The 13,504-nt window shown below is 58.5% G+C and carries 9 protein-coding genes; 5 read left to right on the top strand and 4 right to left on the bottom strand.

Going from position 1 to position 13,504, the window contains the following annotated elements; all coding sequences use genetic code 11:
* Positions 1 to 16 precede the first annotated feature (16 nt).
* The 4 genes from GOW98_RS07095 to GOW98_RS07110 are packed head-to-tail and all read right to left on the bottom strand — an operon-like array spanning position 17 to position 7,260.
* Positions 17 to 853, bottom strand: a complete 837-nt coding sequence (locus tag GOW98_RS07095) for an HAD-IIB family hydrolase (RefSeq protein WP_254437929.1) — start codon at positions 851 to 853, stop codon at positions 17 to 19.
* 45 nt (positions 854 to 898) lie between these two features.
* On the bottom strand, positions 899 to 2,269 hold the full coding sequence (locus tag GOW98_RS07100) for an HlyD family type I secretion periplasmic adaptor subunit (protein WP_170330397.1): 1,371 nt from the start codon (positions 2,267 to 2,269) through the stop codon (positions 899 to 901).
* Positions 2,266 to 3,996, bottom strand: a complete 1,731-nt coding sequence (locus GOW98_RS07105; protein ID WP_170330399.1) for a type I secretion system permease/ATPase — start codon at positions 3,994 to 3,996, stop codon at positions 2,266 to 2,268. Before GOW98_RS07105 ends, GOW98_RS07100 begins: the two co-directional genes overlap by 4 nt.
* A gap of 60 nt (positions 3,997 to 4,056) precedes the next feature.
* Complete coding sequence (locus GOW98_RS07110) at positions 4,057 to 7,260, bottom strand: beta strand repeat-containing protein (RefSeq protein ID WP_170330401.1); 3,204 nt, start codon at positions 7,258 to 7,260, stop codon at positions 4,057 to 4,059.
* 341 nt (positions 7,261 to 7,601) lie between these two features.
* On the opposite strand from GOW98_RS07110, the gene GOW98_RS07115 reads away from it, so the two are divergent.
* The 5 genes from GOW98_RS07115 to GOW98_RS07135 all read left to right on the top strand — a co-directional run bounded on the left by GOW98_RS07115 (position 7,602) and on the right by GOW98_RS07135 (position 13,504).
* Positions 7,602 to 8,522 carry a LysR family transcriptional regulator gene (locus GOW98_RS07115; protein ID WP_170330403.1) on the top strand — a complete coding sequence of 307 codons (921 nt, stop codon included), beginning with the start codon at positions 7,602 to 7,604 and terminating at the stop codon, positions 8,520 to 8,522.
* 326 nt (positions 8,523 to 8,848) lie between these two features.
* Entirely contained in the window at positions 8,849 to 10,432 is a 1,584-nt protein-coding gene (locus tag GOW98_RS07120; RefSeq protein ID WP_170330405.1) for an ABC transporter substrate-binding protein, read from the top strand.
* A 68-nt stretch (positions 10,433 to 10,500) separates the two neighbouring features.
* Positions 10,501 to 11,595: a M24 family metallopeptidase gene (locus GOW98_RS07125; RefSeq protein ID WP_170330407.1), complete on the top strand. Its 1,095-nt coding sequence runs from the start codon at positions 10,501 to 10,503 to the stop codon at positions 11,593 to 11,595.
* Positions 11,595 to 12,602 carry an ABC transporter permease subunit gene (locus GOW98_RS07130; protein WP_170330409.1) on the top strand — a complete coding sequence of 336 codons (1,008 nt, stop codon included), beginning with the start codon at positions 11,595 to 11,597 and terminating at the stop codon, positions 12,600 to 12,602. The genes GOW98_RS07125 and GOW98_RS07130 overlap by 1 nt, the downstream gene beginning before the upstream one ends.
* Positions 12,602 to 13,504, top strand: a complete 903-nt coding sequence (locus GOW98_RS07135) for an ABC transporter permease subunit (protein WP_170330412.1) — start codon at positions 12,602 to 12,604, stop codon at positions 13,502 to 13,504. Before GOW98_RS07130 ends, GOW98_RS07135 begins: the two co-directional genes overlap by 1 nt.

Consider the following 13,504-nt stretch of genomic DNA (forward strand, 5'->3'; position numbering starts at 1 on the left):
CTTGTGCCTTTTTGTATCAGAGCCCTGCTGTCAGCGTCAGGATCGCTTCGGACCAACCGCGTGGGCCGCTCTGAGTTGTTCTGAGAATTCGCGCCTCGATTTCGGGCGGGAAGGGAGGGATGGAGGGGCCGTCCGTATTGGCGATGATCGCACCCTGATCCGCTGCACAGATCATTTCGCTGTCATTGGGCGCATCACCCAAAGCAATGGTGCGCACAGGTTTCAGATGTTCGACAATGTCCATCATCGCGTCGGCTTTGGTCTTGCCGAAGGATAGGGTCAGAAACCTCCCACCCTGCCGAGCAAATAGACCTGCGCTCGCAGCGGCAGAAAGGAACGTCTGCAAACTGGTTTCCGAACCAGTCCACAGCCCCGGCTCACTGAAATTGCGTTGTTTGGCAAGGGCAGCTTGTACAAGACTCAAACCCGTTTTTTGCGCCACTTCCTGGGCGGTCAGATCGCCAAACCCGACGAAACCTTTCGGCAGAGACCTTAGAATGTTCCGAAGGCGCAAATACGCATCGTCATCATCACTATTGGACTTGCCAGGCCAAAGTACCCCAGCCCCGTTTTCGACGATGGCGGGCATATGGGTCAGGCCCATGTCCCGCTGCAACGGCTGGATTTCCGCTGCAGTTTTGCTGCTGGCCAAAACCAGACCTGCATCCAGTTCTGTCAGAAGTGCAAGGCCGGGTCTGGCCGCGTCCCAGCCGTAGTCGTGGTGATCCAATAAAGTGCCATCCAGATCGGAAAACACCAAAAGCGGCAGGGTGGGGGCAGCGGCATCGTTCATTGCCCCCGAAGTAGAAATCTGCAGATGCGGGATGTAAATCCGCACTGACGAATTTTCCATCAAACTAAGCGTTCGCGCCTAATTATTAGGCATAAGCGCCCGAGGTCATTCGATGAACGTTCTGGCCAGCCGGTCGCTGATCGGTTGCGACAGATAAGTGAACACAGCACGTTCGCCGGTATTTACGAACAGATCGGCAGGCATGCCGGGCACCAACTCCAACGCAGCAACGTCCTGCGGTTGCTCGGCATCCAGCTTGACCCGCGCCTTGTAGTAAGGCTCACCCGAGCGTTCATCCTCTAGCGCATCTGCTGAGATATCGAATATCCGACCACTTGCCTCGGGCACATGCGCTTGCGCGAAGGCCGACAAACGGATGCGAGTAGACTGACCAACCCGCAGCTTGTCGATGTCACCTGTATTGACCCGCGCCTCAACGATCAACGACTGATCGGCGGGAACGATATCCATGATCGGCTCACCCGGACGGATAACGCCGCCTGTCGTCGATACGCCAAGGTTCACCACACGCCCACTGGTGGGTGCCAGAACCTGCGCTCGCTTCAGCCGGGCTTGAATTCCTGCAAATTGCGGGCGGACCAGATCAAGCTGGGCTTCAACCACGGCCAGTTCCCCAGCAATGGCCTCATCGCGCAGTTTTTGTTGGCTGAGCAGCGACAGCTCCAGTTCCTGCACCTGATCTTCGGCCTGCGCAATCTGCGTGCGTAACGAGGCGTCAACGCCGCCAAGCCGTTCCAATTCGATCTGCCGTGCACTGACCCGTGTGACGGCGACCAGACCCTTGGCCAGCAACGATTGCAGGTTCGTCAGTTCGACTTGCGTGATATCCATCTGGTTTTGCGTTGCCTTTCGCTGCTCGTTCAAACCCGCGATCTGGTTGCGCAGACCGGTGATCCGTTGCGCATTGATCTGTGCTTCGGTGCGCCGCGCGCGGGCTTCGGCGTCGAACAGTTGTTTCTGGGTCAGGTATGGGGACACCCAGTGCAAACGCTCCATGCCTTCGCGAAACCCGGCCAACGCGGTGTCTTCGTTAAACGCGGCCTGTCCGCTCATCTGCGCCAACAGGCGGGCACGGCCGACCGAAAGCTCTCCCAACTGGCTGCCCTGAACGCTAAGGTCTACGTCGATCTCGGTGCTGTCGAGTTGTACCAAAGGCTGCCCCGCCTCGACGAATTGCCCGTCTGTCACCAGAATGGACTGGATGATGCCGCCGTCCAGATGCTCGACAGTCTTGCGGTCGCCTTCGACGACGAACGAGGCAGGTGCGACCACGGCCCCGTCCAGTTTCGAGGCGAAGGCCCAATAGGCACTGCCACCGACGAACACCGCCAGAGTGAACAACCCGAACAGCACATACCGCCCAATGCTGGATGACGTATCGGTGATCTCCTTCAACTGCGCCTCATGGAAACCAACCGCGTTGCGGGAAGATGTGTAGTTTATCAGGTCCGTCATTGCGCTGCTCCTGCGATCTGAGTTTCGGTTTCCCGGCGTGGGGGTGTCTGCAACACGTTGCGGCTGTTCACCTTCAACACGTCCTGTTTGTCGCCAAACTGAGCCTGACCGCCATTGCGCAGAACCAGCACCTTGTTGGCAGCCTGCAAGGTGGCCGGGCGATGGGTCATGACGATCGCAATCGCGCCCCGGTCCTGGATGGCCAGCAAGGCATCGCGCAGGGCCTGTTCGCCCTCGGCATCCAGGTCCGAGTTGGGTTCGTCCAAAACCAATACAAACGGATCGCCATACAGCGCCCGGGCCAGAGCCAACCTCTGACGCTGACCGCCGGACAAAAAGAACCCCTGCCCGATGCGGGTTTCATACCCGTCGGGTAGGCCACTGATCAGCTCATGCACCCCGGCTTCTCGGGCAGCGCGCAGGATTTCAGCGTCATCAATTGCATTTGAGAACCGGCCGATGTTTTTGCGAATGGTGCCATCGAACAGCTCTACGTCCTGAGGCAGGTAACCGATCTGCTTGCCCAGATCCTCGGCATTCCATTTCGACATCGGGCTGCCGTCCAGCAGAACCTCGCCCCGTTGAGGATGCCAGATACCGGCCAGCATTTTGCCCAGAGTGGTCTTGCCCGACCCGCTTTGGCCGATCACGGCCAGAACATCCCCGGCTTTCAGGTTGAAATCAATTCCACGGAGAGTGGCATTCAGCGCACGCGGAGGGGCCGCCTGCGCGATGCGAACATCCAGCGACTTGAATGCACGCGGCAGATGCAGGTTGGCTGGTGCCTCTGCAAAATCCTCAGTCAGTTGTTTGATCTTGCTGTACGAGCCGCGCGCGGCCAGAAACGTACGCCACTGGCCAATCAACTGATCAATCGGAGCCAGAGCACGAGCCAGAACGATGGTTGCGGCGATCATCACGCCGGCAGTGGACTCTCCGGTGATTGCAAGCGCGGCCCCAAGGCCAAGAGCAGCAGATTGCAAACCCATGCGGATGGTTTTGGACATCACTGAAAAGCTGGCGATCCGATCTGCAGTACGGGTCTTGTGCTGATGCGCGTCCGCCTGCAGTGCCGTCCATCGACGTACCAGATCGTCTTTCATACCCAGCGCGTGAACCAGCTCGGCGTTGTTGTCGCTGGTTTTGAACAGCGCGTCCGAGCGCCCCCGAGCATGTGACGCCTGTTGCATCGGATTGCGGGCGCGGGCGTTGTTGATCAGCGCCATGATGGTCAGGGTGGCAGCTCCGGCCAGACCGAGTAGGCCCAGAAACGGGTGCAGAACATACAGCACCAACAAGTAAATCGGCATCCAGGGCGCATCGAAGAATGCGGTCAGAGTGTTACCTGAGATAAACTCGCGAAAGCCGTTCACGTCTTCGACCAGATTTTCGCCAGCCTCGCTTTCACCCTGGACCCGGCGGCGCATGGCAGCGCCAAGAACGGGGGCGCCGACGCTCAGCTCGAACCGGGCGGCCAAGCGGCCAAGGATGCGCATCCGCATCAGGTCAAGGCAGGCAATCACGACGAAAACCCCGGCCAGCAAGAGCGACAGGGCGATCAGAGTATCGGCATTCTGGCTGGTCAACACGCGATCATAGACCTGCAGCATGTACAACGGTCCGGCCAGCATCAGAAGGTTAAGAAACAGACTGAAGACCGCGACCGCAACAAAGCCTTTGCGCAGCGACCCCCAGGCGGATTTGACGGGATTGGCATTCTGGGACATGTCTTGGCCCTTTCCTAGTTGAAAAACGGGGCGACCAGAGGCCGCCCCGCTGCTGCTCGATTATGCAACGAAGTCGTCTTCGGTCAGGTCGGTGCTGTCGACGCCTGCCAGACGAACCGAACCTTCGCTACCGAATGAAATCACGGCATCGTTGCCATCCTGCGCGACACTCACCGCACCACCGAAATCCGGGCCGAAATCACCGAATTGCAGCTGGTCCAGACCAACCTCAAAATCCTGGATCACGTCGTTTCCGAAGTTTGCCCCGAAAGTGAAAGTGTCGGCCCCGGCGCCGCCGATGAGGATGTCATCGCCGCCCTCACCCGAGATCAGATCAGCGCCCGCGCCACCGTTCAGCACGTTGGACAAATCGCTGCCAACAATCACGTCGCCATCATCCGACCCGACGACGTTTTCGATCGAACGCAGCACATCCGTCTCGAGTTGGTTGTCGATGACATCCAGAACGACCACGCCCGTTCCACCGACCGCATCCACGTCCAGTGTGGCGCCAGCGTCCACCAAGCTGTCCTGAACCACCGGACCGTTCGCACCCGCCGGAGCGTTGTGCAGGTGGATGGCCGAGACAACCCCCGGGATTGGGGTGTTCAGGTCAGCCTCGTTCAGACCGGTCACGCTCAGTTCACTGGAATAGGTGACCACACCTGTGTTCAGGTTCTGAGTGATGACGACCGAGGCGTCCCCTGTTGCTTCGCTATCCGAGGTCGGGCCCGGTTCCTGCGAAGCATCCAAGGCACCGCTGAGGGTCACCGTACGGATGCCATGCTCGGTCACATCGCTGTCAACCAGCAGCTGTCCGCGAATTTCCCCGCTAGGGAAGTCAGCGGTGTGGATGTTGTAGTACAGGTTGCCTTGAACGGCCTGATCCACAAAGGCTGCACCGTCGGCGATGGCCGATCCAAACTGATCCGGCGTAGCGACTATCGCGTCGGTGATCGAGACACTGAAGCCGGTGTCACGCGTTGCAGTACCGTTGCCGTTGGCGTCCAGACGGACTTCAACCCCAACATCCAGGTCCGAGAAATCGGCTGTGTCGATCCCGTCGCCACCGTCGATAAAGTCATCTCCCAGGCCACCGGTCAGAACGTTGTCGGCTTCACCTGCGATTAGTACGTCATCGCCTGCACCACCGTCGATATCACCATTGGTGGTCCCCAGATCGACAAAGATGTCGTCGCCGTCGCCCAGAAGAACATTGCCGTTGATCACGCCTTCGTCGTCATTGACGATGGTCACGTCGCCCGCATCCGAGGCGTCGATTGCGTTGACCGTGCCACGGATTTCACCTTCGTTCAGGATTGCGCCCAGAAGGTTCAGACCGCCATCCACGCGAATACCTGCGGCGGCGTCCGAGCCTTCGGACCCGGCGATCAGACCTTCGTTGACAACCACACCAGCAAACGAAGCATCGTCCTGATTGGTGAACAGGCGCAGGCCGTCCCCGACCTGATTGCCTTCGACCGCGTCGCCGCGCCCCTGAAAGGCACCTTCGTTCACAACAACTGCCGAGACCACATCGCCCGACACATCACCGGTTTGCAGCGAAACGGCGGAGCCGTTATTGCCTTCGCCCGCATCAACGAGACCGGTGTTGGTGAAACTGTAATTGTCGGCCGTGCCATCGGCATAGACCGCGCCGTTGCGCTGATTGCCTGTGCCAAGGATGTCGCCTTCGTTCACGACCTCAAGCCCGTCACCGTCAATGTTCAGCGCCCGGCTGTCCGAGGTCACGGTGCCACGGTTGACGAAAGACCCGCCTGCGTGATCACCGGTGCCGAAGTACACACCGTTCTGAACGCCAGCAAACAGACCGGTTTCCTCGTTGACCAACTGGCCTTGGAAACTGACGCCGTTTACAGCCCGGAACGCGCCAACAGTGTTGTTTGCGCCTTCGGAGGACACCGTACCAGTGTTGGTGATTGTGCCGGTGAACAGGGCAGGGCCAAAGCCGCCACCTTCAAGACGTGCGCCTTCCAGACGGATACCGTCTCCGGCTGTGCCGAGACCCGCGCCTGCGTTACCACGTCCTGCGATGATGCCATCGTTGGTGATCTCAACTTCGCCATTGCCACCCTCGGCCAGCGACAGCGAGATGCCAGCGCCGTCGTTGTGCTCACCCGCATCGATTCTGCCCGTTGCAAGGTTGCTGATCGAGTAATCGCGTGCCGTATCGTCGGCATAGACAGTCCCGTTGCGCTGATCACCTGTGCCCAGAATGTCACCGCCATTGATCAGATCGACGCCTGAGCCGTCGATATTCACCGCGCGACTACCCGACTGGATGGTACCAAAGTTCAGCACGTCAAGATCGTGTTCACCGTTACCGATATACAGACCATTACGCGGGCCTTCGATCACACCGGTTGAAGTGTTCAGGATTTCTCCTTCGGTGTACGCACCATCCGCGATGCGGATACCGGCGGCGGTGCCCTGATTGCTCTCGGTCGAGATCAGGCCGCTGTTGACAATCTCGGTGTCCAGAATGGTGCCTTCCGCGCCATTGTTGATGCGGATGCCATCACCGGCCAGCGCGGTGTTCGACGCGGCCTGACCTCGGCCCTGGATGGTTGCCCCGAAACCGTTGAAAACGTCGGTTTCGACGCGGTCACCGATCTCATCACCGATCTGCAGCGAAATACCCGCGCCCTGATTATCTTCACCGGCATCAATGGCGCCGCCTGTGAAATTCGAGATCGAAACATCTTCGGCGGTGCTGTTGGTATAGATCGTGCCATTGCGCTGATCGCCGGTGCCGATGATGTCACCAAAATTGCGCACATCGATGCCCTGACCCTGAATGTCGACCGCGCGGCTGTCCGAGCTGATGACGCCACCGCGGAAGTTGTCGAGACTGCCCGAGCTGGCTGCGCCTGCAAATTGCACGCCGTTGAACTCACCCGCGATCTCACCGAAGTTGCGGATCGAGGCGCTGCCGGTGACCTGAACACCCGTGGCCAGCACGTCTGGACCGTTGTTGGCCTCGATCCGGCCCGAGCGGAAGTTGAAGACATCAACATCCTGACCTTGCGCCAGAACAGCCGCGACAGCGTTATTGGTGACGATCTCGCCAAAATTCAGCAGGCGCGAGAAGTCATTTGCCAGAACAAAAGCCGGCGTGTCATCGACGACAGTGCTTTGAGAGAAGTTGTTGATAAGGGATTGGCCGTCGCGGGATGTCTCTTGCGCCAATGTTGACGTGGTCAAGAGACGGGCGCGTAAGCTTGCCAGAAGTTGGGACAGCATTGGAAACTCCGTCATAGGATTTGCGTTTTGCGGCCCGCCCGCTGGTTTGGGCGCTCCACGTAGCAAAGGGGTAGTCACCACGGCCGGTCAGCTAAAATTCATCCTTCGAATTGGGGATATAACCAATGCAAATAGTCACGCCCGCCGTGATGTAAGACGTCAGCGCGACAAGTGATTTCAATTGGTTAAATGGATTGCTCCGCCAGCGTGGAGCTATTCAGTGGCGCAGAATGACGGTTTTGTCAGGGATTGTGATCCCGCTTTCCTGCAATGACACCCGCTTTGGCGTATCTAAAGAACATCCCCGGCGGGGTTGGAAAACACGGTTTTGGATTGCAGTTATGAATTTCAGAGATTTGGAATACGTTCTCGCCATCGCAAAACATGGCCAATTCAGTCAGGCAGCCGTAGCTTGTAACGTCTCTCAACCCGCATTGTCCAATCAGGTTAAAAAGCTCGAGCAGGAGTTGGGAACGGATCTGTTTCTGAGGCTCAATAACGATGTGCGTCCGACCACTTGCGGAGAACGGGTAATTGCTATCGCCGAACGTATCCTTAAGGACGCCCAGAACATTCGAGATACCGCAACCCAGTTCCGCGACCCCGAGGCCGTTCCCTTTCATATCGGAATGACGCCGACGCTTGCCCCATACCTCACGCAGTATTTTTCAGACTTGTTCAGCACGCTGTTCCCAAACATGCGGGTCACCATGATCGAGGACCTGCCGCAGAATATGTTGCAAATGGTTGGGGATCACACGCTGGACGTCGCTTTGGTCGCGAAACCCAATACAGCAGCGACACTGGACTTCACCTCAATCTGGATCGAGCCATTGTTTCTGGCTTTGCGCGAAGGGCACCCGCTGTGTCAGCTATCGTCTATTGCACCGGAAGACGTGCCCGCGCATGATTTCATCCGATTGCCGCACAGTTTCGGTTATGCGCTGGAGGACCGTCTGCCCAAACCAGATCCGTCGCGCCGGGTCGGCAAACGCTTTGATCTGAGTGCCCTTCGGTTCGAAACGATTTGCCGCCATATCTGCCACTCGGACGATTGCACCATTGTCTCGGCGCTGGCTGCGGAACAGTTCAAACGCGACAAGTGGCCATTGTGCTTTGTGCCGTTTGACGCGCCGGGTCACCTGCGCGATCTGGGTGCGGTGACGCGCCCGGGCTGCCCGCGCCGACCACTTCTGGATCGCATCGGTACTTACATAAATGATAACCCGCCCGTCGGTGTCACACCAACCTTTTCAGGGTGATACTCTGCCAAAAGACGTGATCTCGCCCCGGCGGGCACATAACGTACGACCCAAAACCTGCATCTTAAACGTCTATTTTTAGGCAAGTTATTGTTGTCGGACGGTCTGAAAATCTTCTTGCCCATATGGTCCAAAAGGCCGAACGTACCGGTGTATCCAGTCGGTTTTCCAACTGTCCGCGATCACGCGCGCAAGTCAGTTGACAATGGATTTTGTATTTTGGATACATTGGGCAGAGATTTCGCGGCGAACAGAGTCGTCCAAGAATGCTCTGGCCACAAAGAGCAACGCGAATGTCTGAATAAAATCATTTCTGGGAGACCCACATGAAACTGAAATTAATGGCCGCAACTGCTGCGATTGCCCTGTCGGCTGCCGCGGCACAAGCGAACACGCTGGTCTATTGTTCGGAAGGCTCGCCCGAAGGCTTCGACCCGGCGCTGTTCACCGCCGGCACGACCTTTGATGCCTCTTCGCACCCGATCTACAACCGCCTGCTCGAGTTCGAAACCGGCACCACCAACGTGATCCCCGGTTTGGCGGAAAGTGTCGAGGCCAGCGATGACGGTCTGGAATACACTTTCAAACTGCGTCAGGGCGTCAAGTTCCACTCGAACGACGAATTCACCCCGACCCGCGATTTCAACGCCGATGACGTGATCTTCTCGTTCATGCGTCAGAAGGACGAAGGCCACCCCTACAATCAGGTCTCGGGCGGTACTTGGGAGTACTTCCAGGGCATGGGCATGCCCGATCTGGTCGAGTCCATCGAAAAGGTCGACGACTACACGGTGAAATTCACACTCACCAAGCCCGAAGCGCCGTTTGTTGCCAACATGGCGATGGATTTCGCCTCGATCCTGTCGGCCGAATACGCGGATGCGATGATGGAAGCGGGCACACCTGAAAAGCTGAACACCGCGCCTATCGGCACCGGTCCGTTCTCGTTCGTGGCATATCAGAAAGACGCGGTGATCCGTTATGCCCAGAATGCCGATTACTGGAACGACCCGGCGGCGGTTGAAAACCTGATCTTCGCGATCACTCCGGACGCATCGGTTCGCTATCAAAAGCTGAAGGCCGGCGAATGCCACATCATGCCCTATCCGAACCCCGCCGACATTCAGGCGATGAAGGATGACGCCGACATCAACATGATGGAGCAGGAAGGCCTGAACGTTGGGTATCTGGCCTACAACACCACCATGGAACCGTTCGATAATCCGAACGTCCGTAAGGCGCTGAACATGGCAATCGACAAGAACGCCATCATCGACGTGGTGTTCCAGGGCTCGGGCCAGGTGGCCAAGAACCCGATCCCGCCGACCATGTGGGGTTATAACGACGCCATCACCGACGACGCCTATGATCCCGAAGCGGCCAAGGCGATGCTAGAGGCCGAAGGCGTATCCGATCTGTCGATGAAGATCTGGGCGATGCCGGTTCAGCGTCCGTACAACCCGAACGCCCGCCGTATGGCCGAGCTGATCCAGGCAGATTTCGCCAAGGTTGGCGTGGATGTCGAGATCGTGTCCTACGAATGGGGCGAGTACCTGTCACGCTCGAAAGAACTGAACCGTGATGGTGCTGTTCTGCTGGGCTGGACCGGCGACAACGGCGACCCAGACAACTTCCTGGCCGTTCTGCTGGGTTGTGACGGTCGCGAAGCTTCGAACCGCGCACAATGGTGCCACCAGCCGTTCGAAGACCTGATTCTGCAGGCCAAGCAGACCACCGATCAGGCCGAACGCACCAAGCTGTATGAAGACGCTCAGGTGATCTTCAAAGAGCAGGCGCCGTGGGCGACCATCGCACACTCGGTTGTTTTCATGCCGATGCGCAATGAAGTGCAGGGCTACAAAGTACACCCGCTGGGCGGTCACATCTTCTATGGCGTGAGCGTCGAATAAACCACCACTCACAGACCGGAGCCGTCGATTAGGCGGCTCCGGTTTTCTATTTCTGGAGGTCGGCGTCAATGCCGGATTTGTCCGAGTACCGTCAACTGGCAAAGGACATGTCAGTGGATGCCGTGGCGCTTGTGCCCGGTCCGAATTTCACCCGCGCTTTGGGAAAGCCCTTCATGAGCCACGAACGGCCCTTTGTGGTCGTGATCCCGGCCGAAGGTGCGCCAGCTGCGGTAGTACCCAATCTTGAACTGGGGTCATGGGAGTTGGTCGGGTTCGAAGGCGCTGTCTTCGACTGGTTCGACCAAACCGGCTATGACGATGCGTTTGTCGCGCTGGCCGACCATACGCCACTGACGTCGCTTGCTGTCGAAGGGCAAGTGATGCGGGTCTTTGTGTCCAAGGCTTTCACCAACGCGCTGCCGAACCTACGGATTGTCGATGCCGAGCGTGAGATTTCCGGCCTGCGAATTTGCAAGACCGAAGCCGACATCGCAGCAATGCAGGCGGCGATTGATATTTCGGAACGTGCCTTGGCCCGCGTTATCGCGGATGTGCGCGTCGGCCAGACCGAAGTTCAGATTGAGCAGGCTCTGGTTCAAGCCCTGTTTGCCGAAGGCGCGGCATCGCTGGCCTTTGCGCCGATCGTTGCAGCAGGGGATAACTCGGCGCGACCCCACGGCAAGGCACGCGCGGATTACAAGATCAAACCGGGCGACGCGTTGCTGTTTGATTTCGGCGCCCGTAAACATGGGTTCGCCGCCGACATCACCCGCACTTTCTTTGTGGCCGAAGTTTCGGACGAGGGCAGGGATGTCTACAACACCGTTCTGCGTGCCAACCGCGCAGGGTTCGAGGCTTGCCGCCCCGGCGTCACCGCCCACGACATCGACGACGCGGTGATCAGCGTGCTCGAAGCCTCGCCCTATGCTGACCGTATTCGTACCAAGACGGGTCACGGGTTGGGCCGGGACGTGCATGAAGCACCATACATCATGCGTGGAAATGACCAGAAAATCCTTCCCGGCATGGTCTGGACCAACGAACCGGGGCTTTATGAACTGGACAATTTCGGCGTACGCATCGAAGATGACGTATTGGTGACCGAAGATGGTTGCCGGTCGCTGACCAGCTTTCCCAAAGATCTCACAATCATAGGTCGCTGATGTTTGGCTATTTTCTAACCCGCCTGGGTATGTTCATCCCGACCTTTCTGGGCGTGACGCTGATTTCCTTCATGTTCATCCGGGTCCTGCCGGGCGATCCTATCATCGTCATGGCCGGCGAACGCGGCATGACCGAGGAACGTTATCAGGAGATGGTTGAGAAGCTGGGCTTCGACAAACCGGTCCTGCAGCAATACTGGGACTATCTGGTCGGCGTCATGCATGGCGATCTGGGCGAAAGCTTTGTCACCAAGAAGCCTGTCTGGGATGAGTTCTTTGCGCTGTTCCCTGCAACATTGGAACTGTCGATCTGCGCGATGATCTTTGCTGTGGCTCTTGGCTTGCCAGCTGGCGTGATCGCCGCTGTGAACCGGGGCAAGTTCTTTGACCGGGCGCTGATGTCTTCGGCGCTGGTTGGATATTCGATGCCGATTTTCTGGTGGGCGCTACTGCTGATCATCGTGTTCTCGGGCAATCTGGGCTGGACGCCGGTCTCGGGCCGGATCGACCTACTGTACTACTTCCCAAGCGTCACCGGCTTTATGCTGATCGACAGTCTGTTATCGGGGCAGCCCGGGGCGTTCGGATCTGCCGTCCGTCACCTGATCCTGCCGACCATCGTTCTGGGCACTATCCCGCTTGCGGTGATCGCTCGGCAAACACGCTCGGCCATGTTGGAAGTGCTGGGCGAGGATTACATCCGCACCGCTCGGGCCAAGGGTCTTTCGCCTTCACGGATCAACGGGCTGCACGCGCTGCGCAACGCCCTGATCCCGGTGATCACAGTAATCGGCCTGTCGGTCGGAACTCTGTTGGCTGGCGCGATCCTGACGGAAACGATCTTTAGTTGGCCGGGTATCGGCAAATGGATGGTCGACAGCATTTTCCGCCGCGACTACCCGGTGGTGCAGGGCGGCCTGTTGATGATCGCCGTGATCGTGATGCTAGTGAACCTTCTGGTCGATGTCCTCTACGGCATCATCAACCCCAAAATCCGGAGGCGGTGATGGCTGAACTATCTGCAAACGCGCCCAAAACCGAAGACCGCCCCAGCGCCCTGCGCGAGTTCTGGTACTATTTCAGCGAGAACCGCGGAGCAGTGATGGGCCTGTGGGTTTTCCTGGCCTTTGTCTTCTGTGCTGCCTTCGCACCCCTGTTGGCACCCTATGACCCGACCGAGCAGTTCCGCGCGCACATTCTGCAGCCGCCAGCATGGCAAGAGGGCGGCAGCTGGGCCTTCCCATTGGGCACCGACCCGCTGGGCCGGGATATGCTGTCGCGCCTGATCATGGGATCGCGCTATTCCTTTTTTGTCGGCATCGTTGTGGTCTGTGTCGCTGTGACAGGTGGCGTGATCATCGGGCTGCTGTCCGGGTTTGCGCCGAAATGGATCGATACGCTGATCATGCGAGTGATGGATATCATCCTGTCCTTCCCGTCGCTGCTGCTGGCGCTGGTGTTGGTCGCCATCCTCGGGCCGTCGTTGACCAACGCGATGATCGCCATCGCTATCGTGTTTCAGCCGCATTACGTGCGCCTGACCCGAGCATCCGTGCTGTCGGAGCGACAGAAAGATTATGTGACTTCGGCCCGCGTTGCGGGTGCGGGCAAGGCGCGGTTGATGTTCAAAACCGTGCTGCCCAACTGTCTGGCTCCGATCATCGTGCAAGCGGCACTGTCGTTTTCAACCGCTATTTTGGACGCCGCCGCCCTTGGCTTTCTGGGCATGGGCGCACAGCCGCCCACACCGGAATGGGGCACCATGCTGGCCGAAGCGCGTGAATTCATTCTGCGCGCGTGGTGGGTGGTGACCTTCCCCGGCCTCGCCATCTTGGTAACGGTGCTGGCCATCAACCTGATGGGCGACGGTCTGCGCGACGCGCTGGACCCGAAACTGAAGCGGAGCTGA

Source organism: Ruegeria arenilitoris, from assembly GCF_013032445.1.
Classification (GTDB): Bacteria; Pseudomonadota; Alphaproteobacteria; order Rhodobacterales; family Rhodobacteraceae; genus Ruegeria; species Ruegeria arenilitoris_F.

Excerpts from the sequence above, each read along its gene's own strand:
- GOW98_RS07130 (WP_170330409.1), top strand. The coding sequence starts at position 11,595 with ATGTTTGGCTATTTTCTAACCCGCCTGGGTATGTTCATCCCGACCTTT.
- GOW98_RS07125 (WP_170330407.1), top strand. The coding sequence starts at position 10,501 with ATGCCGGATTTGTCCGAGTACCGTCAACTGGCAAAGGACATGTCAGTG.
- GOW98_RS07100 (WP_170330397.1), bottom strand. The coding sequence starts at position 2,269 with ATGACGGACCTGATAAACTACACATCTTCCCGCAACGCGGTTGGTTTC.
- GOW98_RS07135 (WP_170330412.1), top strand. The coding sequence starts at position 12,602 with ATGGCTGAACTATCTGCAAACGCGCCCAAAACCGAAGACCGCCCCAGC.
- GOW98_RS07110 (WP_170330401.1), bottom strand. The coding sequence starts at position 7,260 with ATGCTGTCCCAACTTCTGGCAAGCTTACGCGCCCGTCTCTTGACCACG.
- GOW98_RS07105 (WP_170330399.1), bottom strand. The coding sequence starts at position 3,996 with ATGTCCCAGAATGCCAATCCCGTCAAATCCGCCTGGGGGTCGCTGCGC.
- GOW98_RS07095 (WP_254437929.1), bottom strand. The coding sequence starts at position 853 with ATGGAAAATTCGTCAGTGCGGATTTACATCCCGCATCTGCAGATTTCT.
- GOW98_RS07120 (WP_170330405.1), top strand. The coding sequence starts at position 8,849 with ATGAAACTGAAATTAATGGCCGCAACTGCTGCGATTGCCCTGTCGGCT.
- GOW98_RS07115 (WP_170330403.1), top strand. The coding sequence starts at position 7,602 with ATGAATTTCAGAGATTTGGAATACGTTCTCGCCATCGCAAAACATGGC.